General features: G+C 71.4%; 17 protein-coding genes and 1 rRNA gene (1 of these 18 cut by a window edge). 5 read left to right on the top strand and 13 right to left on the bottom strand.

What is annotated here, in order from left to right:
- Positions 1-77: 77 nt before the first annotated feature.
- Positions 78-1,016, top strand: a complete 939-nt coding sequence (locus tag WME73_RS22500) for an AEC family transporter (RefSeq protein ID WP_437747427.1) — start codon at positions 78-80, stop codon at positions 1,014-1,016.
- 43 nt (positions 1,017-1,059) lie between these two features.
- Here WME73_RS22500 and WME73_RS22495 read toward each other — a convergent pair whose 3' ends face one another.
- The 4 genes from WME73_RS22495 to WME73_RS22480 form a co-directional block, all read right to left on the bottom strand.
- On the bottom strand, positions 1,060-2,607 hold the full coding sequence (locus WME73_RS22495; protein WP_437747426.1) for an Hsp70 family protein: 1,548 nt from the start codon (positions 2,605-2,607) through the stop codon (positions 1,060-1,062).
- Between the two features lie 62 nt (positions 2,608-2,669).
- The gene (locus WME73_RS22490; RefSeq protein ID WP_437747425.1) at positions 2,670-3,248 is read right to left on the bottom strand and encodes a Uma2 family endonuclease; all 579 of its coding nucleotides are present in this window, start codon (positions 3,246-3,248) and stop codon (positions 2,670-2,672) included.
- 213 nt (positions 3,249-3,461) lie between these two features.
- A complete protein-coding gene (locus WME73_RS22485; protein WP_437873312.1) occupies positions 3,462-3,866 on the bottom strand; it encodes a PEGA domain-containing protein in 405 nt (134 codons plus the stop codon).
- A gap of 123 nt (positions 3,867-3,989) precedes the next feature.
- Positions 3,990-4,376 carry a VOC family protein gene (locus WME73_RS22480; protein WP_437747423.1) on the bottom strand — a complete coding sequence of 129 codons (387 nt, stop codon included), beginning with the start codon at positions 4,374-4,376 and terminating at the stop codon, positions 3,990-3,992.
- 283 nt (positions 4,377-4,659) lie between these two features.
- Here WME73_RS22480 and WME73_RS22475 point away from each other — a divergent pair, with 283 nt between their 5' ends.
- A complete protein-coding gene (locus WME73_RS22475; RefSeq protein ID WP_437747422.1) occupies positions 4,660-6,492 on the top strand; it encodes a M2 family metallopeptidase in 1,833 nt (610 codons plus the stop codon).
- 16 nt (positions 6,493-6,508) lie between these two features.
- Here WME73_RS22475 and WME73_RS22470 read toward each other — a convergent pair whose 3' ends face one another.
- From WME73_RS22470 to WME73_RS22450, 5 genes are all read right to left on the bottom strand, one after another.
- Positions 6,509-7,330, bottom strand: coding sequence for a GNAT family N-acetyltransferase (locus WME73_RS22470; protein ID WP_437916997.1), 822 nt, complete (start codon positions 7,328-7,330; stop codon positions 6,509-6,511).
- Positions 7,331-7,617: 287 nt separating this feature from the next.
- Positions 7,618-8,187, bottom strand: coding sequence for a hypothetical protein (locus tag WME73_RS22465; RefSeq protein ID WP_437747420.1), 570 nt, complete (start codon positions 8,185-8,187; stop codon positions 7,618-7,620).
- A gap of 311 nt (positions 8,188-8,498) precedes the next feature.
- Entirely contained in the window at positions 8,499-9,743 is a 1,245-nt protein-coding gene (locus WME73_RS22460) for a ferritin-like domain-containing protein (RefSeq protein ID WP_437916996.1), read from the bottom strand.
- 71 nt (positions 9,744-9,814) lie between these two features.
- Complete coding sequence (locus WME73_RS22455) at positions 9,815-11,107, bottom strand: cytochrome P450 (RefSeq protein WP_437916995.1); 1,293 nt, start codon at positions 11,105-11,107, stop codon at positions 9,815-9,817.
- Positions 11,108-11,156: 49 nt separating this feature from the next.
- Positions 11,157-11,768, bottom strand: coding sequence for a hypothetical protein (locus WME73_RS22450; protein WP_437916994.1), 612 nt, complete (start codon positions 11,766-11,768; stop codon positions 11,157-11,159).
- Positions 11,769-12,623: 855 nt separating this feature from the next.
- On the opposite strand from WME73_RS22450, the gene ltrA reads away from it, so the two are divergent.
- Positions 12,624-14,123, top strand: coding sequence for a group II intron reverse transcriptase/maturase (ltrA, locus tag WME73_RS22445; protein WP_437916993.1), 1,500 nt, complete (start codon positions 12,624-12,626; stop codon positions 14,121-14,123).
- A 707-nt stretch (positions 14,124-14,830) separates the two neighbouring features.
- On the opposite strand, the gene WME73_RS22440 is transcribed toward ltrA, so the two are convergent.
- Together WME73_RS22440 and WME73_RS22435 are read right to left on the bottom strand one after the other, a co-directional pair.
- Complete coding sequence (locus WME73_RS22440; RefSeq protein ID WP_437916992.1) at positions 14,831-15,130, bottom strand: hypothetical protein; 300 nt, start codon at positions 15,128-15,130, stop codon at positions 14,831-14,833.
- A 1,165-nt stretch (positions 15,131-16,295) separates the two neighbouring features.
- Positions 16,296-16,982: a DUF1349 domain-containing protein gene (locus WME73_RS22435; RefSeq protein WP_437747415.1), complete on the bottom strand. Its 687-nt coding sequence runs from the start codon at positions 16,980-16,982 to the stop codon at positions 16,296-16,298.
- Positions 16,983-17,076: 94 nt separating this feature from the next.
- Between WME73_RS22435 and WME73_RS22430 the strand changes: the two genes are divergently transcribed.
- Complete coding sequence (locus WME73_RS22430; protein ID WP_437916991.1) at positions 17,077-17,559, top strand: hypothetical protein; 483 nt, start codon at positions 17,077-17,079, stop codon at positions 17,557-17,559.
- A gap of 19 nt (positions 17,560-17,578) precedes the next feature.
- On the opposite strand, the gene WME73_RS22425 is transcribed toward WME73_RS22430, so the two are convergent.
- Together WME73_RS22425 and WME73_RS22420 are read right to left on the bottom strand one after the other, a co-directional pair.
- Positions 17,579-22,195 (bottom strand): HEAT repeat domain-containing protein, encoded by a 4,617-nt coding sequence (locus WME73_RS22425; RefSeq protein WP_437916990.1) that lies wholly within the window; start codon positions 22,193-22,195, stop codon positions 17,579-17,581.
- A 143-nt stretch (positions 22,196-22,338) separates the two neighbouring features.
- The gene (locus WME73_RS22420) at positions 22,339-23,898 is read right to left on the bottom strand and encodes a hypothetical protein (RefSeq protein ID WP_437916989.1); all 1,560 of its coding nucleotides are present in this window, start codon (positions 23,896-23,898) and stop codon (positions 22,339-22,341) included.
- Positions 23,899-25,368: 1,470 nt separating this feature from the next.
- On the opposite strand from WME73_RS22420, the gene WME73_RS22415 reads away from it, so the two are divergent.
- Positions 25,369-25,839, top strand: a 16S ribosomal RNA gene (locus tag WME73_RS22415) (it continues 1,086 nt past the right edge of the window).

Genomic DNA, 25,839 nt, shown 5'->3' with positions numbered 1-25,839 from the left:
GCCCCGCTGCCGGCCGGCCGGCCGCATGACCGGCGACAGCGCTGGACGCCGCCCGCCGCCGAGCTAAAAGCGGGCCCGTGCCGTCGGGCGACCTGATCTCGCAGCTGTTGGCCCTCTTCGCTGTGCTCGGGGTCGGCGTGCTGCTGCGCGCGCTGGGCCGCGCCGGTCAGGCGGACGCCGCCGTGCTGCACCGGCTGGTCATCGACGTCACCACGCCCGCGCTCATCGTCAGCGTGCTCCGCCGCTCAGGCATCGGTCACGGCGCGTGGGGCGCGGTCGCCGCGTCGACCGTCGCGCTCTTCGCGTGCGCCCTCGCGGGGGTCGCCGTGGCGCGGGCGCTCGGGCTCCCGCGCGCCGCGCAGGGCGCCGCCGGCCTCGTCGGCAGCTTCTCCAACACCGGCTTCCTCGGCGTGCCCGTCGTGCTGGCCCTCTACGGCGACGCGGGCGGCGCGGCGGGGACGGCGATCCTCGTCGACAGCATCGTCACGGCGTTCCTCCTGTGGACCTTCGGCGTCGCGCTCGCCGCGCGCATGGGCGGGGGCGGCGGCGGGGACGGGCGGGGCCTGCTCGCGGTGCTCCTGCACCCCAACGTGCTGTCGATCGCCGTCGGGCTCACGCTCCACGCGGCGCCGATCCCGCTGCCGGTGTGGTTGGAGCACGCGCTCGGCGCGCTCGGGAGCGCGACCCCGACGCTCGTGTTCCTCGCGCTGGGCCTCAGCCTCGACCTTGGCTCGCTCCGCGGCCGCGTGCGCCCGCTCGCGGCGGTCGCCGCCGTGAAGCTGCTCCTGTCGCCCGCGGTTGCGCTCGGCGCCGCGGTTGCGCTCGGCCTGAAGCGGCCCTCCTCCGAGGTGGCGGTGCTTCAGTCCGCCATGCCGACGTCGATGGTGTCCGTGATCGTCGCCGCGCGGTACGGCTGCGACGGTCAGTTCGCGGCGGCCACGGCGGTCGTGACGACGCTCGGGGCGCTGGCGAGCCTGCCGATCGTCATCGAGGTGCTGCGCCGGCTCCTCCCGTGACTCCCGTGACGTCGAGCGGCCGCGGACACGGCCGCTCCGCCCCTCACGCCCCGACCTGGTAGACGCGCCGGTACCCTGCCTCCACGTCCGTGATCGTCACCTCGACGATCCCGTGCGAGGTGATCGCGTACTGCTCCTCGATCAGCGGCCCCTCGCTGCCCATGCGCTCGACGGTCACCCCGCCGAGCTCGGCGGCGCGGTCGCGGAGCCGCCGGTCGAAGGGGAACACGACCTCGTTGAACGCCGTGATGTCGCCGTGGGGCACGCCGAGCCGGTCGAGCGCGGCGCACTCGACGAACCGGTAGCGGCCGACGTTGTGCGCCGCCCGGTACACGCGCCGCGAGACCACCGGCGCCTCGTGGCTCGACGGGATGCGCGCCTCCCGGTCGAAGATCGGGTCGAAGACCACCTCGTCCCCGCCGCTGCCCTCCCGGAACACGCCGAAATGGCGCGAGAGCCGGTCGGAGAGCTCGAAGCCCGCGTCCTCGTCGACGGCGATGGCCAGGCCGATCGCGATGGCCGCCGAGGGGTAGGGTGAGCGATGGACGCGGCGCCCGAAGCGCTCGCGCAGCGTCCGCGCGACGATGGGCAGCGAGCTGGCGCCGCCGACGACGTAGATCCCCGCGATGTCGGCGAGCGCCTCGCCCGCGCCGGCGTCGAGGCGCGCGATCACCGGCTGCATCGCCGTGATGGTCGACTCCACGAGGGGCACGCACCGGTCGTAGTAGTCGGAGGTCGCGATCGTCACCTCGCGGGCGGTCGAGAGGTCGCCCAGGCAGGCCTCCAGGTCGATCACGATGCGCCGAGAGTTCGGGTTGAGCCGCTCCTTCACCTCGCGGCACTGGTCCGCGAGCGCCGCGAGCGCGCGCGCCGGCAGGCCCTCGCGCTCGATCTTGCCGGCGTCGAGCGCCATCGAGGCCAGCGCGGCGTCGAAGTCGTCGCCGCCGAGGTGGTTCAGGCCCGCGGTCGTCACGGCGTCGTGGCTGCGCCCGGTCATGTGGACCAGCGACGCGTCAAACGTCCCGCCGCCGAGGTCGTAGACGACGATGTGCTCGCGCTTCGACGTGATGGTGCTGCGGTGGCGGTGCGTGTACTCGAAGCCGGCGGCCGACGGCTCGTTCAGGAGCGCGATGACCTCGAAGCCGGCGCGGCGGAAGGCGTCGAGCGTCACGAACCGCTGCGACCCGTGCGCGTTGGCCGGGGTCGCCACGACCGAGATGAGGCGCCCGTCGTCGTCCTTCTTGGGCCGGTTCGACCGGTTCAGCACGGCGTCGCGGAGCGACCGCAGGAACAGGGTCAGGAGATCGAGCACCCGGAGCTTCGTCCCGCCGATCTCGACCTCGACGTCGGGCGACGCGCGCGGGCCGGAGAGCACCCGCTTGAACGACCGGAGCACGATCCACTCGGGATCCGAGGCGACCGCGAGGGCGTCGAAGCCGAACCGGAGCTCCCCCCGCCGCTCGGCGGCCACGGAGGGGTAGAAATCGACGGTGTCCCCCGCCGCGTCCTGGAAGCTGATGACAGGGTAGTTCCCGCGATCGCAGCACGCGACCACGGTCCGCGTGGTTCCGAAATCGATCCCGAGGCGCAAGGTGGGGTCTCCTCCGGCCCCATGCTGCCACATCCGGCCGCCCGCGGTGAAACTCTGCGAGGTCAGTCGGCTTCTAGCTCGAAGGCACCGTCGTAGATGGCATCGACGGAGATCTGGGCGCCGTTCGCCAGGGCGATCGTATCGCCTCGCTCGAGCACGCGATACCGCCAGGAGCCGTCCCCCTCGCGTCGGTAGTGCTCGATACGCACGTGCCATGGTGAGACGAGCAGGTAGTCCGTCAGGCAGGGGAGGCGCTGGTACCCCTCCCACTTCTCGCCCCGATCGAAGGCCTCGGTGCTGCGCGAGAGCACTTCCACGATGGCAGTTGGGTTCGAGAGGACGTCGCTGGCGCCTGGCTCGGTCTGCACGCCGCCGCACACGACGACCGCATCTGCGTAAACGTAGCGCTGTCCCTGTTTGGCCGAGATCCGTTGATCGGACGAGAGCACGTGGCACCCCCTGCCGCGCACCGCCGCGCGGAGCTCTGCGCCCGCGGCCGTCGACAGGAAGTTGTGCCGCGGGCTGCCGCCGGCCATCGCGAAGACCTCGCCAAGATGGTACTCGTGCTTCGCGTGCTGCTCGCGCTCCCACGCCAGGTACTCGGCGGCGCTCATGTGTCGGCTGGCGGCGGCATCGCCCATGGCACGCACCTTAGCGCGGCGACGGATGGCTGGCGACAAGCGAGGGACCGGCTGGCGCGCCGCCGCCAGCCCACGCATGAGCGCCGCCGACCGGCCATCGCGGTGCCGCCGCGGGTAGCTCAATCCTCCGCGACCTCGATGGTTCGCCGTGGCTCATCCCGCAGGGAAGATCTCGCGCTCCTCGCGCCCGAGCAGGCGTTCGCTCTTCTGACGCTACTTCTTCTCGCCCTGCTTGTCGCCCGTCGCTCCGCCGCTCGCCTCCACGAGGGAAGGCGGCGGGTCCGACTGGACCGTCTTCGCGTCGCCGGGCTCGAGCGTCACCATCATGGTCCGGTTGCCGCGCTCCGGGTCCACGAACGTCACCTCGTGCGACCCGGGCGCGACCTTTCGCCCCGAGATCGGCGTCGTCCCGATGGGCTTGCCGTCCAGCAGGATCTCGGTCGGCTGCGCCGCGACCACGTCGAGCATCGGCGCGTCGTCGAGCGGCGGCTCGGGCTCGGGCTCGGGCTCGGGTTCAGCCGCGATCGGCGCGGGTTGCGGGGGCTCCTGCGGCGGCTTCGGGGCGCCGCCGCAGCCGGCGATGGCGAGGGTGACGAGGAAGGTGGAGGTGCGAACCATGGACCCGAAGCTAGACAGGAAACGCGCGGGAGGAAATGGCGAGGACGACGTCACGCGCGCCGGCAGCCCGCGGCCAGGCGCCGCGCAACCCGGGGATCCTTCCCCGGCCGAGCGATCGCTCCGTCATCCGCCGCCGCTGCCGTAAGGGCGGGTGATGATCTCGAGGAAGTGCCCGTCGGGATCGGGGAAGTACACGCCGCGCCCGCCGTCATGGTGGTTGATCTCCCCGGGGTGCTGCGCTCTTGGATCGGCCCAGTAGGGGATCTGGCGTTCGCGGATTCGACCGAAGATCTCGTCGAACTCGGCCTCGCTGACCAGGAAGGCGAGGTGCTGGGAGCGGATCTCACCAGGGGTGTCGATGAAGTCGAGCGTGACGTCGTTGTCGAGCCGTACCGTCAAGAAGTGCCCGAACGGCACCGGCGCCGAGAGGCCCAGGATCTCGGTCAAAAAGGTAGCGGACGTCGTCTTGTCCCGCGCCGGGACGATGGTGTGATTGAGCTGGACGGCCATGCTCGCTTCCTCCCTTTCGTGGGCGGTTGCCCATCTCCGGCGGATCTTGAGCGATCTCGCGGCGAGGGGCCACCTCCAGGCTGGCGCGATGACCTGGATCGAGCGGACTTTGCCGCCTCGTGGCCCTCGCCGCCGCGCGCCCGAGAGGATTGCTGGAGCCGGCGAGCGGCCTTAGGAGCCCCACCAGGATCGCGGCGCCGAAGCGCACCCCACGCCCTCTGCGCGTCCGGGGTGGAGGGACGGTTTTACGCCGGAGCTGTCCGCGATCGAGGAGCGGCGAGAAATGGTGCGCATTCCGATGTTCGTCGTCGCGTTGCCCTGCAGCATGCTCGCGCTCACGGCGGCCTGCTCCGATCCCGCCCCGCCCACGCCGCCGCAGCCCGCCACCGACCCGGCGGCGGAGGAGGCCGCGCGGTTCATCGATGCGGCCGAGGCGGAGCTGCACGAGCTCAGCACCTACAACAACCGCGCGGCGTGGGTGGCGGCGACGTACATCACCGTCGACACCGAGATCCTCGCGGCCGCGGCGAGCGCGAAGCTGCTCGGGGTGCAGGCCGATTACGCGAAGCGGGCCGCCCGCTTCCTCGACCTCGATCTGCCCTATGACGTCCGCCGCCGGCTCGAGCTCCTGCGAACGTCCCTCACGCTCTACGCACCCGCCGATCCCGCGAAAACGAAGGAGGTCGCGACCATCGCGTCGAGGCTGGAGGCCATGTACGGAGCGGGCAAGTACTGCCCCGCGAGCGGCGAGTGCCTCAATCTCGAGGACCTGAGCAGGACCCTCGCGAAGAGCCGCGACCCCGAGGAGCTGAAGCGGGCGTGGGTCGGCTGGCACACGGTCTCTGTTCCCATGCGGGGCGATTTCACGCGGCTCGTCCAGCTGGCGAACGAGGGCGCCCGCGAGCTCGGGTTCAAGGACACAGGCGACGCGTGGCGCTCGAAATTCGAGATGCGGCCCGGCGTGCTGTCGCGGGAGGTCGATCGCCTCTGGGGGCAGGTCAAGCCGCTCTACGACGCGCTCCACTGCTACGCGCGGGGCCGGCTCGCCTCGAAGTACGGCGAGGACGTCGTGCCCGGCAAGGGCCCGATCCGGGCGGATCTGCTCGGCAACATGTGGGCGCAAGACTGGAGCAACATCTACGATCTCGTGGAGCCCGAGGGAGCGGCGCCGATCTACGATCTCGACACCGCGCTGCAGGCGAAGGGGTACACGCCGATCGAGATGGTGAAGACGGGAGAGCGCTTCTTCGTCTCGCTCGGGTTCGAGCCGCTCCCGGCCACCTTCTGGGAGCGGTCGCTCTTCGTCAAGCCGGCGGATCGCGACGTCGTCTGCCACGCGAGCGCGTGGAACATCGACGACGAGGAGGATCTGCGCATCAAGATGTGCATCGAGATCACGGCCGGCGACTTCCAGACGATCCACCACGAGCTCGGCCACACCTTTTACCAGCGGGCATACAAGGACCTGCCGCTCCTGTACCGCGACAGCCCCAACCCCGCGTTTCACGAGGCCATCGGCGACACGATCGGGCTCTCGGTCAGTCCGGAGTACCTCCAGCGGATCGGGCTCGTGGACCAGCTGCCCCCCGCCTCCAGCGACCTCTCGCTCCTCCTCCGCGAGGCCCTCGGCAAGATCGCCTTCCTGCCGTTCGCCGTCTCGGTCGACCGGTGGCGCTGGGGGGTGTTCTCGGGGGACATCCAGCCGGCGGGATACAACAAGGCCTATTGGGAGATCCGGAGGAGGTACCAGGGTGTCGTGCCGCCGGTGCCTCGCTCCGAGTCGGACTTCGATCCTGGCGCGAAGTACCATGTGGCGGCGAGCGTCCCGTATATCCGGTACTTCTTCGCCCATATCCTCCAGTTCCAGTTCCACCGCGCGCTCTGCGACGCAGCGGGGTACAAGGGGCCGCTCCACCGCTGCACGATCTACGGCAGCGAGAAGGCCGGCGAGCGCCTCCGGCGGATGCTGGAGATGGGGCGGAGCCGCCCGTGGCCGGAGGCGCTCGAGGTGGTGACGGGATCGCGGCGGATGGATGCGGCGGCGATGCTCGACTACTTCGGGCCGCTCAAGGACTGGCTCGACCAGCAGAACCGCGGCAAGACGTGCGGGTGGTAGGCGGGGGCGCGCGGGATCAGGCCTGCGGCGGCGGCAGGTAGTCCGGCGGCGGCGTGTAGAAGGCGAAGCGCGTGACCGCGTGGTAGCCCATCACCTCGTACACGGGCCGCCCCAGGTCCGTCGCGTGGAGGACGGTCTTCTGGGCGCCGGTGGCGCTCAGCGCATCGTCGAGACAGCAGCGCATCACCGCCTCGGCGTAGCCTTTGCGCCGGTGTTCGGCCGCGGTGGCCACGAAGCCCACGTACCGGATCCCCGCCACCATGAACGTCGCCGCGCAGCATACCGGCTGGTCGCCCACGTAGCCGACCCGCCCGAACGCCCGGTCGTCCCACAACGCCTCGTGGGCAAGGGCGGCGCGCCCGGTGGGGAGCGGGAGGCCGTAGGCGACGGAGTTGAGATCGGCGACGGCGGCGCGCGTCTCGGCGTCGCCCACGCGCCTGAGCTCCAGGCCGGCGATCTCCCGCCGCGGGGTGGGGAGCGCGTCGGCCACCATGCCCATGATCGACACCGCAGGTTGGAAGCCGAGCCCGGCCAGGAGCTCGGCGGTCGTTTCCGCGTCGCCGCCGGGCGCCCAGCTGTCGGACAGCGCGAAGAACCAGGGAACGCCGCCGGTCCGGGCGAGCTCGGCGCCGATGCGCGCGCGCCGCTCCAGATCCGTGAGGTTACCGGCCGGCGAGGAGAGCGTGGCGATGTTGAGCAGGGCCATGTCCGTGCCCGAGAGGATGACGGAGACACCGTCCGTGTGCTCGATCCGGTGGCCGGGGAGGCAGCGGCTGAAGTGGATCCAGGCGGCCAGGAACTGCGCGTTGCACTCTGCGATCTCGGTCGGGTCGGACATGGGAGACCTCCTCTGGATCGAGATATACCGGGCCAGGCGCCCGGCGATCGAGCTTTCGCCGTCGGGCGCGCGGGCCCCGCGGCGCTGCCGTGGCCGTCGGCTCGGCAGCAGCGGAGCGCTCTGGCCGGCAGGATGATCCGATCGAACCTGGCGGATCAGGGCGCCGGATGTGACGAAACCAATACGAAGGCGCCAATCCCAAAAGGACGCGGACCGGAGGGCGGAGGTGCGCCGACGGGCGCGAGGGGGCCGAGGTCAGCGCCGCTCGTCCCCCCCCTCGGGCGGCCTCACGGCTCGACCGACCCCAGCGTGTGGCAGTTGTTGCACGAGAAGTCGCCATTGCCGGTCGTGGGGTCGTACTGGACGCGCTGGAGCAGGCTGGCCATCTCGGGCACGACCTTCTCGAACATGAAGGTGCTCCACTCCGCGCGCTCGGGGTGCTCCGGGTCTTGCACGTACTCGAGGAACCCCTCCTCGGAGTCGGGCAGCACGGCGATCTCCGGGCTCGGCATGGCGTAGGCGCGCGTGGGCCCGTCGGCGCCGTGGCACGTCGCGCAGTCCATGGTCTCGAACGCCGGGTCGTACGCCACGAACACCTCCTTCATCCGCGGCAGGACGTCGCTGTTCATGTACGCGACGCGCTGCTCGAAGCTCATGTCCTTCCACGCGGTCGGCTCCGGATCGCTGGAGTCCTCCGCGCCACCGCACGCGGCGACGAACAGGCACGCTGCCATCGAGACGCGCCTCACGACCGCGCTCCTCGTCCGGCGATCGGAACGCGGCGGCGCGTGATCCGGCAGCTCTCGCGCTGCCTTCGCGTCGTTGGTGGCCGGTTCCGCGGTGATCATGGATCGCATGTCGTATCTCCTCTCCTGGGTCGAGCTGGCTCGAAGCGGGTCGTCCGGACGGCACTGACCGGATGCGCCCTGGTTCTACCGTCACGACGAACGGGCGGGCCCGAGATCGACACGCTCAGCGATGTTTTTTTGCTGCCGCCATCTGTCGACAACTGCTTGAAACTGCTGGGTCATGAGCGCGCCGTCGCGGCGAGCCCCAACGTCGACTGACGTCGCCTGATGTCGCCTGATGTCCACTGATCTCGGCTGAGTTCGCCTGATCTCGACGGACGCGAACCGGGCCAGGGGCAGGGATGCTTTCTTGGATCCTCTCACGAGGGCCACGCCGCGGCGCCGGGGCTGGCGTCGGGCGAGGGAGTGGAGAGGGGCGCGGACAACAGCGCCTCTGCGCACGGCGCGATCACGGCGCGCACGGCGTTTAGGTGGCAGCGCGCCCGCTCCGCCTCGGTGAGCCGGCCGTGGTCGCGCCATGCGGCGGCGTCGATCCCGGCGCGCTCGCCGAGGTCCGCGCCGCGCACCTGAGCGAGCGCCTCGTCGAACGCGCGCGCCACGGCCGCGCGCACCGGCTCGCCGCCGCGCGCCACGGCCCAGCGCACGAACGCCCACGCGAGCTCGGCGTGAGCGGCCTCGTCGGCCGCGATCCTGTCGAGGCTACGGCGCGCCTCGGGGTCGCGCGCGCGGTCCCGCTGCGCGCTGGCCAGGAGTGCGGCGAGCGTCTCGCCCACGCAGCCCTCGCGCACCGCGCTGGCCGCGGCGCCGGCGAGCGTGGGCGCGCCGAGCGCGCCGTCCATGGCCATCGGCCCCGGGCCGAGCGGCCGGCCGGCGTAGCGGCTCGCGAGCGTGAAGCACGCCCTCGCGTGCTGCAGCTCGTCCGACAGGGCGCGGTGCGCGGCGTCGATCAGGGCGGGCGGCGCGCCGAGGGCGAGCAGATCGAGCGTGAAGCGCGCGAAGGACGCGATCGAGGCGTGCTCCAGGCGCGCGTCGGCGAGCCACGCCTCGGCGAGGGCGGCGCGCGTCGCGGGATCGAGCGCTGTCACGTCGTCCGCCGCAGGATCGAGCACCCAGTCGGCGCGCGCCTCGACGCCGGCCAGGCGCGGCTCGCCGCCCACGAGGAACGGGCGGCCGCAGGCGCCGATGCCCGGGTCGTCGACGTCGTAGCAGCACTGACCGTCCTCCAGCCGGCCATTCTCGTAGCTCACGCAGGACACGGGGTTCGGATGGTAGTCGCTCGGGCAGGCCTCGGCGCTCCCTCCCGCGCCGCCGGCCCCGCCGTCCCCGTCGCCGGCGTTTGCCTGGATCTCTTCCAGCGAGAAGCACCTCGTCTGGACGCTGCTCTGACCGCCGGCGCCGCCTTGACCCGCAGCGCCGCCCTGACCCGCGGTGCCGCCCTGACCCGCAGCGTTGCTCTGACCGCCGGCGCCGCCCTGACCACCCGCGCCCGTACCTGTCTCCGTGCCCTCCACGGCGCCATCGACGCAGCCGACAGCCAACGACAGGCCGGTGAACATGCCGGCTCCCACGACGTGCATGATGCGCGCCCGAAGATCTCTTGTCATGGTGCTTTGCCTCCTGCGATGTGCCGTCCCTCGGCACAGCATCAGGATGTTTCCTGATCTCCGGGACGCGGTCACGCCGCGCCGAGCGTCACCGGCACGGCCGTGGGCTTTCTGAAGAACAGGCTGGGCGCGTAGCTCGGTCGCGCCGTGGCGGCGAGGCGTAGCCCGGGGAACGCCGCGCGCAGCGCCTGCACGGCGCACCTCACCTCGATGCGCGCGAGGGGAGCGCCGATGCACGTGTGGACCCCCCAGCCGAAGCCGAGGTGCCGCCCGCGCGGGGTGGCGACGGGGCGGGTCACGTCGAACCGCTCCGGGCTCGGGAAGACCGTGGGGTCGTGGTTGGCGGCCCCGAAGAAGGCGAACGCCGTGGCGCCCGCGGGGATCTCGACGCCGCCGACGACCGCGGGCGCCGTCGCGCGCCGCGGCTCCATCTGCACGGGCGCGTCGATCCGGAGCGTCTCCTCGATCGCCGCCTGGAGCAGCGCCGTGTCGCCGCCGATGGCGTCCCAGAGCGCGGGCGCCTCCAGCAGGCGGAGCACGAGCGATCCGATCAGGCTCGCGACGGTCTCGTAGCCGGCGAAGAACAGGACGATGATATGCGAGATCATCTCGTCGACCGACAGCGGCGCCTCGCCGTCGACGCGGGCGCCGATCAGGGCGGTGATGAGGTCGTCGGCGGGCTCGGCGCGGCGCCGCTCGATGAGGGCGGTCAGGTAGCGCTCGTAGGAGACGAACCGCCGCGCCGCCTCCACCTTTCGCGCCGTGTCGGCCGTCGGATCGTAGAGCGTGAACCGCTCGTCCTGGCAGGCCCTGAGCAGGGGCGCGTCCTCGAGCGGTATCCCGACGAGGGCGGCGCTCATCTGCAAGGGGAGCGGGAAGGCGAGCGCCTGCATCAGATCCACAGGGCCGCTGCCGGGGTCCATGGCGCGCACCAGCGCGTCCGCGGCCCGGGCGATCGCCGGCTCGAGGGAGGCGACCCTCGCTGGCGTGAACCCCTTGGAGAACAGCGCCCGCGCGCGCGTGTGCCCGGGAGGGTCGTTGTTGAAGAGCGCCGGCGGCAGCTCGTACACGCCCTGCTTGAGCTCGGCGATCACCTCCGGCGGCAGATCCGGCGGCAGGTCGAGGATGTGCGCGGAAGAGAACAGGACCGGCTCGCGGAGCACCTGCGTGAGCTCGGCGTGGCCCGTGACGAGGTAGGCCGAGAACGCCTCGCTGTAAGCGACCGGCGCCTCCCGGTGGGCCGCCTGATAGAACGCGCGCGCTGGGTCGTCTGCAAAACCCGGCGAGAAGGGCTGGAACAGCGCGCCGACCCGGCGCGCGCTCTCGCCGGCCGGCGGGCGCTGAGGGGTGTTCTCTTCAAGCATCGGTCCCGAGCGTACCGGGTCCGGCGAGCGAGGGAAACAGCCCGGGAGATCAGTAGAACGCCCATCCGAGGAGGGCGCTCGCGCGAAGCGCGTCGGGGCCTGCGAGCCACGCGTCGCCGCGGAGGATGAGCGTCGCGTTGCCCGACGCGTCGGAGCAGCACGGGCCGAGGTGCAGCCCGATCTCCGGCGAGAGCGAGGGGCGCACCACGGGCCAGAACTCCACGGTCGTGCCCAGGCCTGCCAGGAAGCCGAACGCCCCGCCGCTCGGGTGGTAGACGCCGCGGTAGCCGGCGCGCGCGCGAAACGTCACGTCGGCCTGTTCGCCCGCTGTCGCGCCGCGCTGCTCGCCGAACGCGAGACCGGGCGCGAGCACCACGCGGTGGTTCGTGAGCACTGCCGTCTTCGGCTCGGAGCCGTCCTGAACCACGGGGATCTGAAACGACCACGCGGCGAGGAAGCGACCGCCGCCCTTCGAGCCGAGCGCCAGATCGCCGCCGAGCTCGGACGGGAGGAGCGAGAGCCCGACACCCACGGCGATCGCGCGCTCGAGGCCGTCCAGCGGCACCGAATCCGCGCGGGCGGCGCGCGGCGCGCAGGCGTAGACGAGGACCGCCGCGATGGTCATGCTCGCGGCGCGGTGTGCGGAGGGGCGAGCGTGCACCGCCCGAGTATATCGCCGCGTCCAGGATGGCCACTACCGCCCTCGGCGCGGCCTCGATATCGAACAGGCGATCATACTCGACGGGGCCGTCCCGCGGCGCGCGGCCGGCCAGATGGGACGGGTCTAGAGGTCCCGGATGTTGTCACATCCGATGTTCCTGGCTCTCCATGCTGAGTAGATGAGTTGCTGCTGTCGTTTTCTGGGGATTCCCATCGGTGTCGTGTCCGACTCAGAGCCGGACGCGGAAGAGAATGAAGGCGACTGCGTGTGTCGCGCCGCTGTTTCCCGGAGGTGGTCGCTTTCAGTTCCTGAAGTTGCTGTCTGGATGGCATGTTCGAAGAGGGGTGTGTCTTTAGGTGACGGACGTCCGAGCTACGGCGATTGTATTCAGGTCGAACGAGGCTGTAGCGCTGCGCGGGGGTAGGCACCCGCTCAAGCGCATCGTGACCATCCGCGCGGCGCCGACGACCACGATGGCGTTGGCCGGGCGGATAGTGCGCCGGGATAAACCGGCAGGAAGATGAGGATGAAAGCGCCTTACGTCGAAGGAGTAGCGAACCACGACGGCCCCGAGTCATGCGCCTGCACCCGTAAGGGGGCGGGCGAAGCGTTGACAGAGGTACGTACGGGCAGGGTATTGAGCCGCGAAATCAGGAAATCCAGGGCGCCGACGCTGTTATCCGAAGCGGAAGGCAACACAGCCGGGGGCGCTACCGCGAGCCTCCGGTCGGCCCTGCGCGGTCGGAGACCCCTCGCACGTGCGGATTCTTCCTGCGCGAGAACCGGGAGATCCACGAGTCGCCCACGCCGGATGGTGCCGCGGGCCGCATCGGGAAGGCCGGGAGCCGGACGCCGATGATGCACGACTCGCGGAAGTCGGACAGACCCATAGTACCGACGAAGCCCTCGAACAAGGCGGAGCCGTCCGCTGCGGAGGGGGTGGAGGGAAGGGGTCTGGCCAAGGGGAACACGGACGAGCAAAACGCACCCCGGACGCAGAGCCGGATCGAAGGTGCGCCCAGTGCGCTCGACCGTGTACGACAGAGGGCACAACAGGACAGGAATGCAAAGTTCACGGCGCTCTTCCACCTCGTCACGGTCGATCGGCTTCGAGACGCGTACCTCTCGCTGCAGAAGAGGGCGGCGCCAGGAGTCGACGGCGTGACGTGGGAGCAGTACGGCGAGAACCTGGAGGCCAACCTCCTCGATCTTCACGCGCGGCTCCATCGAGGGGCGTACCGGGCGAGACCGTCTCGGAGGGTGTACATCCCGAAGGCCGACGGGCGGCAGCGGCCGCTCGGCATCGCCTCGCTGGAAGACAAGCTTGTCCAGCGAGCCGTGGTCGAGGTGCTGAACGCCATCTACGAGGTGGATTTTGTCGGCTTCTCCTATGGATTTCGCCCGCGGCGCAGCCCGCATCACGCTCTGGATGCGCTTGCCGTCGGGATCCTACGGAAGAAGGTGAGCTGGGTGCTCGATGCTGACATCCGTGATTTCTTCAACACCATCGATCACGGATGGTTGGTCAAGTTCGTCGAGCATCGCGTTGCGGATCGGAGGATTCTGCGCCTCATCCAGAAGTGGCTGAGCGCAGGGGTGATGGAGGAAGGTCGCTGGACCGCGAGCGAGCAGGGGTCCCCTCAGGGGGCGACGGTGTCGCCCCTCCTGGCGAACATCTACTTGCACTACGTCTTCGACCTGTGGGTTCAGCAGTGGAGAAAGCGGCACGCATACGGCGATGTGATCGTCGTACGCTACGCCGACGATCTCCTGGTTGGATTCCAGCACAAGCCGGATGCCGTGAAGTTTCTCGACGCGATGCGTGGCCGATTCCAGCGCTTCGCGTTGACTCTTCATCCTGACAAGACGCGGCTGATCGCATTCGGAAGATTCGCGAATGCGAATCGGCGAGAGCGAAACCTGAAAGGAGCAGCGGAGACCTTCTCATTCCTTGGCTTCACGCACATCTGCGCGAAGAGCATGGCGGGAAAGTTTCTGCTGGCTCGGCATACGGTGAAGAAGCGGATGCAGGCGAAGCTGCAGGAGGTGAAAGCCGAATTGCAGCTCCGCCGGCATCAGCCCATCCCCGAACAAGGGCGTTGGCTCGGACAGGTGGTGCGCGGCTTCCTCGCCTACCATGCCGTGCCGACGAACATCCTAGCGCTATCGGCTTTCCGCAGCCAGGTCATCCGTACGTGGCACCGCACCCTGCGACGTCGGGGACAGCGTGACCGGACGGACTGGGCGCGGATGGCGGCCCTAGCGCAGCGGTGGATCCCACCCGCCCGTGTGCTGCATCCCTGGCCTGACGAGCGCTTTGACGTCCGTACCCGAGGCAGGAGCCCAGTGCGGTAGCTCCGCTCGCTGGGATCTGTGCGGGGGGCGGCCCGAGCTCGACGGGGCGAAGGGCCGTCCCTACCGCGACCGATGGTTCGACGAGTGGCCGTCACAGGCGCGGTAGGGGCGGCCCTTCGTCGCTATGCTCGCCGACTCGGGCCGCCCCCACACAGACTCGGTGCCAGGGGCGAGCTCCTTGCCGTAACCGCCCAGCTACCCCCATGGCCGCCACTCTCTGTGAGGCCAGCGGAGATGCCGTCCCGTAAACTTTCGGCCAGATGTAAGCTCCGTCCCGAGACTCCTACGGAACGTCTGCATGGTGCACGCGGCCCGACGCGCCACCCATGAATGATATGCGCGCACGTAGCGGGGGATACCCTGCGAGTGGTGCGAGGGCAGGATGCGGATCGGCTTGCCGCACCTGCGCACACAGGTGTGCCCCGTCGGTACGGCGCTGGCCGGCTCACCAAGCACCGGCGCACCGCCGGCGGCGAGCGCATCCGCATTCACCGCAGCGGGAGGCGGTAAAGTCAGTGAGAGCGCGTAGTAACACAAATGGTGAGCTGGACACTATGTGGCAACACATTGCCTGTGGCGTGATGGATAGCACAGAGCCGCCGGGGACTATCGTCATGTGCTCATGGATCTTCGTTGCACCGGCGGAGTCCCCGGCGAATGGCGCAAAGTAGAGCGTCTGAATGGGGATGCTCTACCGAAACGGCCGATCAGCGCGTGATGATATCACACCCGAAGGCGTCTTTGATCGAATAACAAGATTGGTCGTCCGGTCCCGGCGGTACTGCGCTGATGAAAGGCTCTCGGTAGCAAACAACGATCTGAGCGGTCCTGTCGACCTTATCGACGACGAGCCTCGCCCACTTTTCGCCTCCCGACATGGTGCAACGCTCGCTGCGGTCCCCTTTTTGCAGGTTCATGTTGCCAGCCAGTGTGGCGCCCGCCACCAGGCTGATCGCGGTTGCGAGCGTAAGGCCGAGTCCGATGTGGAGCTTTCCAAATGTGCCCATATGTCCCCCTGTTTCTCGAGGCGTGGCGTTGCACATGCAGCGCCACACCTCGATTCGTGTCTTTGCAATACGGATGCCCAGGACAGCTGCTCCCGTGGTATACGCTCCCGAGGGATGTCGCGGTCTCTGGGCAAGGCTGAGAGTCGCTTCTTCGTGAGAAAAAGAAACTTGGGGTGCTTCGGGAATGTTGAGCCCTCGATGGCCCCGTCCCTAGTTGACAGTACATCGATTTGCGCGATGCCCCTCCCGCTCCTCCTGGAACGGCGGCGCTATGAACGATGATCTGCCCGCACATCGAAGGAGCGCCCTCGCTACGCAGCACGCGAGACCTCGTCCAAAGCGGTTCGACTCGCTCCTAGTGCTCTGACACGATTCTGATGAATCAGTCGGACCCGAAAATTCGCTCGGCGTCGCGGATGGTGAACTTCCTGTTGATCTTGCGGCGAGCTCGGCCCGCAGCTGCATTCCACTGCCGGACGCGACCCCGGAGTTCCGCGAGGGTTGGGATACGGTTGCGACCGAGGCATTCCCTGGACACGAGGCTGGCTTCGATCTCTGCGGCATTGAGCCAGCTCGCGTGCTTGGGCGTGTGGTGAAACGCGAGGCGAGCGCGTTGCCCGCTCAGTTCCGAAGGCCTTGATGAGCGATGTGGGGGTGTGAGTGTTGAGGTTGTCTAGCACCAGGTGAATCCGACTCGCCGCCGGTAGGCACGGGCGATGCGCTCGGAGGCGAGCGCGAAGGCGGCACGCGTCCGGTCCCCGGTGGCGTGGGTGAGATGGCGCCGACCTTTGGCTCCACGATGCAGAAGATGATGACAGTTCCCCGACGCACGTACTCGTAGTCGATGCGCCGCGGCTTTCCTCGGCGCATTGGCCTGTTGGGCCTTGCGTTGTCGTGCAGGACGACGGGGCGCCCATCAAGGGCTACGATTGGCTCGCGCGGGTCGTGCGGCCGGGCGTACAAGTAACCGCGGCGTCGGCGTGAGCCAAGCCCCGGCGCCGCAGGCATCTGACAGCGATCAGAGTCGCGATGTGACGTGCCAGGGACACCCGGGAGCGCCTTCGCCTGTCCCTGGCGCTGCCGTCACGCCGGATCCTGCGCGCTCACGGGCGCCGCAGGAGAGCGCGCCGGACGAGGCCGCGCGCGCCATCGCGCGGCCCGCGCTTCACAGCACGTGCGGGAGCGGCAAGGCGATCCCGGTGAGCGGCGGCATCTGACCAACGCGCGCCAGCGCATCACCGTACGCGGCGTCTCCGCTGCGGAGGTCGCCGAGCCGGCGCCGCGCGAAGCGGATGTCGTCGAAGACCGCGGTGCAGCCGTCGCCCGCGGGCGACTGGGCCGAGAAGCCGACGGCGAGCTCCGCCGTGCTGCCCAGCGAGAAGCTGCGGACGAGGTGCCATGTCGTCCCGTCGGTGGAGGCGTGGAACGCGCACACCCGCCCGAGCCGCGAGACGCGCAGCCAGACGTGATCCGCATCGACCTCGAAGGATCGGCGGTCGTCCGACAGGCCGCGGGTCACCACGGAGACGACCGTCGGGGCGCCCTCCGGCGAGAGCTCGAAGCAGAGCTTCGCCCACGAGCGCTCGTGCGCCCAGAGGAGCAGCACGCCGGCGTCGCGCACGGCCGAGAAGCCCACGGTCACCCGCGCGCTGGCGAGGAAGTCCCCGTGCGGCGTCCCGAGCAAGCGCGGCGCGTTCAGCGCGCCCCGGGTGCGCTCCGGATCGAGGAACAGGTCGGTCTTGCCGCCCGCCGTGACGGTCAGGCTCGACGCTTTCCCGGCGCTCCAGCTCCTGGGTGGTACCTCCCAGCGGAGTGGTGTGGGCCACGGCGTTAGGTGCACAGGTTCACTCACCTCGTCTCCCTCCCCTGCATCGCGTCGATGGTACCGGAGTGTGCTCCTGCGTTGTCGTGGAATCGTTTCGGTGTGTATGGAGGATCTCGGTTCTATGCGAATTACCGTCCTTCTGATCTCCTGCTGCTCGGTTGGAATCCTGGCAGGGTGCTTCACCTCGCGGAAGGGACCGCCGGAGTTCCTTCTCGGCGCGAGGGCGGTGCGGACATCACCTGGTGGCGATGGCGCCCGGGACGAAAACGCAGGCACCGGGGTCACCGGCACCGGCTATGCGGCCGCCGCGGCCGCCCTCGTCGGTGCGGCCGGATCGACCGTCGCGAACCGCGCGGTGTACGACACCTGCTACGCGGCGTGTCCAACCGGGACGGCGTGCGACGCGGCCACGGGGATGTGTGTGCGGCAGCCGTGCGGGGGGAAATGCCCGGCCGACTACCGCTGCAAGGTCGTCGAGGGGAAGGAGGCCTGCGTCCTCGGCGAGCCCGACCGCGGCGCGGTGTCGCCGCCGGCCGCGCCCGGGGCAGGGGAGCTCGGGCCGGGAGCGGCGCCCGGGGATGCGCCGGGGCCGCGCGTCAACTGAGGAGCGGCGCCCCGCTCGCTCACCGCCCCTCGATCCGCCTCATCACCTCTGCATAGACCTCGCGCCGGTCCGGCCGAGCGCGGCCCAGCGCGTCCTTGAGCGCGGGGATCGCCGGCGCGCCCACGTGCCCGAGCCCCTCCGCGGCCGCGCGGCGGACGACCGCGTGCGGGTGCAGGAGCAGACCCACGATCGCGGGGAGCGCCGGCGGCCACGGCGCAAAGCAGAGGATCCGGATCGCCGAGCGGACCACGTCCGGCAGCGGATCCGAGAGGAGCGCGCACGTCGCGCGCAGGTAGGCGGCGCGATCGACCGCGTCGCGGAGCAGCCGGTGCGCGTGGAGCCGCACCCGGGGGCGCCGATCGCCGAGCAGCTCCACGAGCAGCGCCGCGAGCTCCCCGTCGGGCGCCCCGGCCAGCGCCGAGAGCGCCCGGCGCGCCTGCTCCGCGTCCCCTTCGCGCGCGAGCCGCACGAGCTCCTGCCGCGCCGGACCTCGGTCGCTCGCCTCGGGCGCCCGTGGCTCCCGGCGCGCGCGCAGCGCCTCCAGCGCCCGCGCGTCCTCGGCAGCGCGTCCCCCTCCGGGCGGCCGGAGCGGGCCGTCGTCGAGCGAGAGCTGCCCGGCCAGATCGGCGCGCCCCTCGGCGCGGAGGCGCTCCACCACGGCCTCGATCTCCGGCGTCCGGAGCAGCCGCTCCCCCGCGATCAGATCGAGGTAGCCCCACGCCCCCTGCCGGAGGCGATCGACCAGCCGAGCCGCCCGCGCGTCGGGCGCGACGCGTCGGATCGCCTGGGCCGCCGCCGCGCGCGTCGCCGGCGCGCCCGACTCCCACCACGAGAGCAGCTGCGGGAACAGGCGCTCCGCTTCCGGCGGCATCAGCAGGTCCGCGAGGCGCGCTGCGCGCTCCCGGCGCGCCTCGTCGGCCGGGTCGCCCCGGAGCTCTTCCTGGGAGAGATCGAGCAGCGAGGGCGCCAGGGAGGGCAGCCCCGGGCGGTCCACGCCGTCCATGTCGCCGCGCAGGTAGGCCTGCAGCGCGGCGGCGCGGGCGTCGGGCTCCGGCCACGAGAGGAGCGCGACGGCGGCCTTGCTCCGGAGCTCGGGCGCGGGCGCGGCCAGCATCGACAGCAGGCGCTCGCGGAGCGCGGCCGAGCGCGGCTGGTCGAGATCGGACAGCCGGGGCACCCGAGCGTCGCCGATCGGCGCGGCCGCCTGCTCGGCGAGGGTCCAGGGCGGCGTGCCGATCGGCTGGAGCGACTCCATCCAGTCGAGCAGCGCCGGCCGCGCCGCCTCGGCCGCGGCCGGGAACACCTCGATGAGCGCGGCGAGCTGCGCGCGCGAGCCGAGGCCGCCGCGCGGCCCCGCCCGGAGCGCCGCGAGCGCCGCCGGCTCCAGCGCCGCGGCCCGGAGCGCCGCCCGCCATGCGGCCGCGCCCTCGGGACCCTCGCCATCGCCCGCCTCGGCCGTCGCCCCGAACGCCTCGCGCAGGATCGCCGGCTCGGCCGTCCACGGATCGGCGGCGGCGCGCGCCATCGCGAGCGCCTGAACGACGTCGGCGCGCCCGAGGATCGCCCCGCACCGCCGCAGCAGCGCGAGCGGCGATCGGCGCGCCCCCGGCGCCGGCGCGAGCCCGCGCACGCGCGCCGCGACGCCGAGCGCCTCGGCGCGCGCGAGCTCGGGCGCCGCCTCCTCGAGCAGCGGGAGCAGCCCGTCGCGCAGATCGGCCGCCGCCGCGGCGAGCCCGTCGAGCAGCACCGCGGCGTGCCGGGCGTACAGGCGCGCCTCGGCGGGCGACCACGGGGCGGTGGACGCGCGGACGATCAGCCGGAGCGCCGCGTCGCGCAGCGCCGGCTCGTCCGCTGCCAGGCGGAGCCACTCCGGCGCGAGCTTCCGCAGGGCGGCGAGCCACCGCTGCGTCAGCGCCGCCTGCCGCTCGAGCAGGCGCCGCGCCGTCGCGTCGTCCCAGCCGTCGCGGGCGAGCGCGGCAGCGAGCGCGTCCGCGGCGCCTGCGGGCGCGTCCGCGGCGCCTGAGGGAGGCGCGGCGCCCGGCCGCCCTCGCTCGCGGGCGGGGAGGCCGTGCGCCTCGAGCTCCACGGCGAGCTCGTCGGCGGTCCCGGAGGCGAGGGCGATCTCGCCATCGACCACCCGCTCGAGCAGCCGCGCCGCCGCGGCCGATCCCTGGCGGAGCCCGCTCCGGATCGCCTGCGCCGACAGCTTGCCGCTCAGGGCGTCGAGCAGCCGGTCGCGGGCGCGCTCGTCCTCCACGGCCCCCGCGGCGGCGAGGATCGTCGCCTCGCAGGCCGGCCCGACGATCGCCCGCAGCGCGGCCTCGAGCGCCGCGCGCAGCCCCGGGTTGTCGTGGCGGCCGAGCCAGAAGACGAGCTTCGGCGCGGCCTCGGGCCCGCCCGCCCGCGCCAGGGCTTCGGCCGCCGTCTTCTTGATGCTCATGTTCGGGTGATCGAGGCACGCGGCGATGGCGGGGCAGGCCCAGCGCGCCCCCATGCCCCCGAGCGCGCGCAGCGCCTGCCTCGCCGTCTGCACGTCGCCCGCGCCCGTGAGGAGCGTCAGGCTGGCCGAGAGCGCCTCGGCGCCGTCCTCGGCGAGCAGCGGGATCACGCGCTCGCGCACGCGGGGATCGCGGTGGCGGAGCAAGCGCGGGACGCGCGAGCGCGCGGCCTGACCGCGCGCCGAGCGCAGCAGGTCGACGAGGAGCGCGCGCTCGCCCGCGGACACGCCGGGTCGGTCGAGGAGATCGAGGGCGAGGCTCGCGAGCAGCGCGTCGCCGGCAGCGCTCTCGCTCGCGGCGTCGAGGAGGCAGACAGGCCGGATCTTCCGGCGCTGATGGAGCCGCCGCCCGAGGCCGCGGATCGCCTCCGCGACATCGTCCGGGATCGCCGGCTCCGCGGGCCGCGCCGGGCCCCAGTCGAGGTCGCGATCGGGCGGCTCGGCTGGCCCGCCGGGGGCCCACGCCGCGGCGTGATCCGCCGCGATCCGGAGCAGCAGGTCGGCGATGGCCGGCAGGGCGCTCGCGTCGCCCGCGCGCGCGAGCGCCCTGAGCGCGTCCGCTGGCGTGCACCGCTTCACCGCGCGCTGGAGCACCGCGAGCTCCGCCGCCTCGGCCCCGGCGAGGTCGGCGGCGATCTCGGCCGGCAGGTCCCGGGGGTTCAGGCGGGCGACGAGCGCGCGCCGGTCCGCCGGATCCTCCGTCAGGTGCCAGAGCAGCGCCGCGGCGCGGTGACGCTCGCCTCGGAGGTGCGGGGCGATGGCCTCGCCTGCGCCGCCCTTGCCGAGCGCGACCCGGAGCGCCTCCGCCGTGCGCGGGCCGCCGATCGCGGCGAGCGCCTCCAGGGCCGCGGCGGGCGCGCGCGGCAGGGCGGCGAGCACGTCGTCCTCCGCGGCCGCGTGGCGCAGGGCGCCCAGCGCGCGCAGGAGGGGGGCGGGCGAGGGCGCGTCGCGGAGCTTCTCGGCGAGCGCGTCGCCGAGCGGGAGATCCGCCGCGCCCTGCCGTGCCATGGCGACGATGATCTCGGCGCGGCGCGGCCAGCTCGCGTCGCCGCCCGGCGCCGCGACGAGCGCCGACAGGAGCGCGCGCCGGCAGGTGAAGGCGATCGCCGCGACGTCCTCCGCGGCGATCGCGGGATCGGCGAGGGCGAGATCGAGCAGGGCCGCCGCGTGCTCCGGGGCGGGGAAGTGCCCGCGCCGGTGCAGCGCGCGCAGGCAGGTGATCGCGCTCGGGCCGAGCAGCAGCGGATCGCCCCCCGCGACGCTCAGGATGGCGCCGACGTCCTCGCGGGTCGCGTGCTCGCCGAGGAGCGTGAGCGCCCGCTGCCGGAGCCGCGGCGGCGCGTCCTCGCGGGAGACGAACGTGCGGAGCGCGGCGCCCTCGCCGTGGCGCGCCGCCGTCTCCAGCGCGGCGGCGGCCACCTCGGGGGCGCCGCCGAGGAGCTCCCCCAGGCGCGCGCCCGGGAGCGGCGCGCCGGCGAGGACGGCCCAGGGCGCGGCGAGCTCCCGCAGCGCGCCTGCGACGATCGCGGGCGCCGCCGCGTCGAGCAGCGCGGCGAGCACCGCGCGCGCCTGATCGGGCGCGAGCAGCGCCGCGTACAGGCAGCGCCGGGTGAGGTCGAGCGCCGCGGCCGCGAGGACCGGATCGCGGCGCGCCGCGAGCTCGGGGAGGAGCGCCTCGGGCGCGGGGATCTCGGCCGGATCGAGCGCGTGGAGCGCCTGGTAGAGGAGCTCGCCGGCGGGCTCGCCGCGGACGGCCTCCGGCCGCGTGAGGATCTCGGTCCGGAGCCACGCGACGCGAACGGCGGCGGGGAGCGAGGCCTCGCGCCACGCCGGGAGGCGCTGATCCGGGAGGGAGGGCCACAGCTCGCGGTAGAGCCCGGCGAGGAGCAGCGCGACCTCCGGCGTCCTGTCCAGCGTGCGCGGGAGCAGCGCCGCGAGCTCTCGCCGCCCTGCGCTGCCCTCACGCCGGGCGGCCTGGGCCATCCGCGTGAGCCCGAGGTACCGCACGCGCTCGTCCTCGTGCTTGACGAGCTGGCGGAGCATCTCCTTGCTGCACCGCGCCTCGTCGACGTGCTCGGCGAGCCACCGCACGTCCGCGCGGCGGAGCGCCGCGGCGAACGTCTCGTCCAGGTGCACCATGGCGGCGCCATCGTAGACCGGCGCGCGGCGGCGCGGCGCCGGCAAAGCGATGGCCAGCGCCTTGTCACCGAGGCCGTCGGCGCGCGCTCACCGGGATGCCCGGCGCCTTGTCACCGAGGCCGTCGGCGCGCGGTCACTCCGAGTCACTCCGACGGCCTGCTCCCCGTCACGGCAGCGCGCGACAGATTCAGCAGCGCCTTCGCGCGCGAGTATGCGATGTACGGGTTGTCCGTGGAGCCGCCAAGATCGTCGGCGTCTTCCCCTGGCCCCTGCGCCCTCACCGGGAGCCAGAGGTAGTCGGGGTGCATCAACTTGCCGTTGATGCCGTTGACCAGGGCGGGGTTCCTGATCCACTCGCCGCCGATCACCGCCAGCCGATCGTCGAGCTCGAGCACGTAGTGGAGCTCCACGTTCATGACCGGGATGTTGCGCTGCGCGGGGGGCTGGAGGAGCTGCTCGGCGCTCACCTCGTCCGAGACCATCCCGTAGCGCCCGCTGACGCGGACGAAGCGCCTCGCGTACGGGTTGAACCGGTAATTGTAGCAATCCGCCCCCTGGAACCCGCCGTTACACACGAGCCGCGCTGCCTCCTGCGCGCTCACCTCCGCCATCGTGTCGATGGCGAACGACGTGACCGGGTAGCTCCACACCTCGCGGTGCCAGGTGTAGTCGACGACGAACGCGCGCCGCGCCCGAGCGCTGGATGTCGAGCTGATGGAGCTTGCGCCCAGCCCGAGGAGGCCGGTCATGGCGATGTGCATCGTCGCGGGGTTCAGGTCGCGGCACGCCGGATCGACGGGCCTGCCGTACTGATCGCGCTGGACGAGGTCCTCCCGCGCCTCGCAGCGCCGCCCGGACACCGTGGCCGAGTCGCTGTGGTACAGCTCGGTCATGAGCGCCTCGATATCGGCGGTGCGGAACAGGATGCACCCCGTCTCCACCGAATCGCACGTCGTCACCTTGCCGCCCGAGAGCTTCACGCGGATGTCGCGCTGCGGCGGCCCGCCGTCCTCGGCGACGACGTAGGCCGCCCAGCCGTTGCAGTGTCCCCACCAGTACTCCGGGGTCACCCCTTGATACAGGCCGTGGTTCTTCAGCTCCCAGTACGTCGTCGGCCCCGCCACGCGCGTCGCCCGCGGAGCGCGCAGCCCGTCAGCCCGGCCCACCCCCAAGGTGATTGTGCCCGCGGGCGCATCGAGCGACCGGCCCTGTCCCGCGTAGAACAGGAGATCGTACTTCTCGGCCGGCGAGAGATTGTCTGGATCGGACGTCAGATCGCCGTAGTCCTTGACCGCGGAGTTCCACCGGTCCGCGATGCCGTTCCTGTTTTGCGGCCACCACTGCGAGGCGAAGGGGCCCGTGGACTGGCCTTGCAGCAGGCTCGAGTTCAGGGCCACGTACGACCCCCTGAGCTCCGGATGCAGGCTCGTGGGCAGGTTCGCGCCGTCGATGGCCTCTCGCGTCCCGCTCAGCGGGATGAGGAGCGTGTGCGAGCCGCCGAGGATCTGCCCGGTCTCGGGCGAGAAGCCGAGCACGTACGGAATCGATCCACCCTCGATGAAGCGCGCCGTCTCCAGCCGCGCGCCGCGCTGTATCTGCAGAGCGGCCACGCCTTCGCGTGGCGGCTCTTGCTGATCCAGGTCCATACAGCCCAGCGCGAGAACCGCTGAGCCCACCGCCATCGCCCCGATGCGCATTGTCATGGCCGCTCCCCCCGACGCCTACCCTGTGCCACCTGGGTCGCCGGTGTCTGCAGAGGTCAGGCCAGCGGAGAGGAGGATGCGTCGCGCAATCGATGCACGCGCGCGGTACGCACGCGCAGCCGTGCTGCAGTGAAGGTCTCGTTAGTCCTTTGCGTACTCCTTTGCGTGCGGGCGCATGCGCTCCAGACGGCCGATGGTGCGCTCGCGCGGCTCTGGCCCGCGCACGGAGAGCGTCCACGGCGGGCTTTCGCCCGGGAGGGGCTCCTGCAGCGTCACGTCCTCGTGCGAGCCGAGGTCGTGGGGGACGAGCTCGGGCCCGGCACGACACGCCGGGCCCGGCGGACGGCGCGCCGCGCGCTGCGCCAAGGAGCGCGACGTCGTCCTCGCGCCCTGGGCGGTTCTGTCGTCCCGTGACATGGCGGGCGGCCGGTACCTCGGACGTCTCGGCGCCGCACCGGGCGGCGAGGCGCGCGAGGGGGCGAGCAGGGCGACCAGACCGATGCGGCGCCGGCACGCACCCGACCGAGCGCTCGAGGCCATCTGGCCGCGCCTCACGCCCGTTGACACCCTCATGAAACATAGATAAGTTCACCGTCGCACGTCGGCGGAAACGCCGGCGGAAGCCGACATCCTGAGCAGCGACGCCGCTGCGCCTTCGGATCGCTTACCAGGCGGCCGTGGCAGGTCGGCAGGATCGACCGAGTCGATCCAGTAGAAAGAAAGGGTTGACAGGTTCGAGGCAGGCCGTTAAAAGGCCCGCCCCGAGCTGAGGACCAGCAGCTGAGCAGCGGAAACGCTGCGGCTCTGGGCCGCTCGCTTGATCGGTCGAGACCGGTCGGTGAGCAGGGCGACCGGGCGACTTCAGCGAGACTCCTTGGGAGTCCGTTCGAAGAGTCCGGCGACCGAGCAACCCGGTCAGCGAGTCAACTTTCTCGCTCGGACTTCTCGAAAGAGAACGAGAAAGAAAGGGTTGACAGGTTCGAGGCAGGTCGTTAGAAAGCCCGCCCTCGAACCAGCGGATCGGGAACCGAGCGGCGGAAGCGCTGCCGGTCTGGGTCGCTCGGTTGGCTGTTGTGGATGTGAGTGGTTGTGACAAGTTAACCTTCTCGAAAGAAAAGGTTGACAGATTCGGGGCAGGCGGTTAAAAAGCCCGCCCCGAAACGACGGAGACGGAGAGTCGGCAAGCAAGGGCTTGTGTCTCTCTGGTCCGATCGAGGCCAGCCTCAGCGAGAGGCGAGCGGCGCGGCGAGGCGACCCGAGAGGGGAGCCACAGTCGAGCCGGCTCGGCCGGAGGCAGGCACGGATTGCGGATGGTCGAGGTGAGCTGGTCTCTCCTCCTCGGTCCTTGAAAACTGGATTGTATGCCTACGAAGTGACGTGGGTCCCAAAGGCGAGCGCAAGCTCGACCTCGCACGTCATAAAGACGAGCAAAGTCAGGCGGTCTTAGCCACCGTCTGATGCAACAGGATTTAACTGGAGAGTTTGATCCTGGCTCAGAACGAACGTTAGCGGCGCGCTTAACACATGCAAGTCGAGCGAGAAAGGGCTTCGGCCCCGGTAAAGCGGCGCACGGGTGAGTAACACGTAGGTAATCTGCCCCCAGGTGGTGGATAACGTTCCGAAAGGAGCGCTAATACAGCATGAGACCACGCCTTCGAAAGGAGGTGAGGTCAAAGCCGGCCTCTTCATGAAAGCTGGCGCCAGGGGATGAGCCTGCGGCCCATCAGCTAGTTGGTAGGGTAATGGCCTACCAAGGCGAAGACGGGTAGCTGGTCTGAGAGGATGATCAGCCACACTGGAACTGAGACACGGTCCAGACTCCTACGGGAGGCAGCAGTGGGGAATCTTGCGCAATGGGCGAAAGCCTGACGCAGCGACGCCGCGTGAGTGATGAAGGCCTTCGGGTTGTAAAGCTCTGTGGAGGGGGACGAATAAGGGTTG

Origin of the sequence: Sorangium sp. So ce302, from assembly GCF_051530145.1 — a bacterium.
GTDB classification, from domain to species: Bacteria; Myxococcota_A; Polyangia; order Polyangiales; family Polyangiaceae; genus Sorangium; species Sorangium cellulosum_B.
This window is presented reverse-complemented; position numbering and strand designations above follow the sequence as displayed.

What these genes read in the sequence shown, in the direction of transcription:
- WME73_RS22490 (WP_437747425.1), bottom strand. Translation starts at nt 3,248, where the DNA reads ATGGGCGATGCCGCCGCCAGCCGACACATGAGCGCCGCCGAGTACCTG.
- WME73_RS22485 (WP_437873312.1), bottom strand. Translation starts at nt 3,866, where the DNA reads ATGGTTCGCACCTCCACCTTCCTCGTCACCCTCGCCATCGCCGGCTGC.
- WME73_RS22480 (WP_437747423.1), bottom strand. Translation starts at nt 4,376, where the DNA reads ATGGCCGTCCAGCTCAATCACACCATCGTCCCGGCGCGGGACAAGACG.
- WME73_RS22475 (WP_437747422.1), top strand. Translation starts at nt 4,660, where the DNA reads ATGGTGCGCATTCCGATGTTCGTCGTCGCGTTGCCCTGCAGCATGCTC.
- WME73_RS22470 (WP_437916997.1), bottom strand. Translation starts at nt 7,330, where the DNA reads ATGTCCGACCCGACCGAGATCGCAGAGTGCAACGCGCAGTTCCTGGCC.
- WME73_RS22465 (WP_437747420.1), bottom strand. Translation starts at nt 8,187, where the DNA reads ATGCGATCCATGATCACCGCGGAACCGGCCACCAACGACGCGAAGGCA.
- WME73_RS22460 (WP_437916996.1), bottom strand. Translation starts at nt 9,743, where the DNA reads ATGACAAGAGATCTTCGGGCGCGCATCATGCACGTCGTGGGAGCCGGC.
- WME73_RS22455 (WP_437916995.1), bottom strand. Translation starts at nt 11,107, where the DNA reads ATGCTTGAAGAGAACACCCCTCAGCGCCCGCCGGCCGGCGAGAGCGCG.
- ltrA (WP_437916993.1), top strand. Translation starts at nt 12,624, where the DNA reads ATGATGCACGACTCGCGGAAGTCGGACAGACCCATAGTACCGACGAAG.
- WME73_RS22440 (WP_437916992.1), bottom strand. Translation starts at nt 15,130, where the DNA reads ATGGGCACATTTGGAAAGCTCCACATCGGACTCGGCCTTACGCTCGCA.
- WME73_RS22430 (WP_437916991.1), top strand. Translation starts at nt 17,077, where the DNA reads ATGCGAATTACCGTCCTTCTGATCTCCTGCTGCTCGGTTGGAATCCTG.
- WME73_RS22425 (WP_437916990.1), bottom strand. Translation starts at nt 22,195, where the DNA reads ATGGTGCACCTGGACGAGACGTTCGCCGCGGCGCTCCGCCGCGCGGAC.
- WME73_RS22420 (WP_437916989.1), bottom strand. Translation starts at nt 23,898, where the DNA reads ATGACAATGCGCATCGGGGCGATGGCGGTGGGCTCAGCGGTTCTCGCG.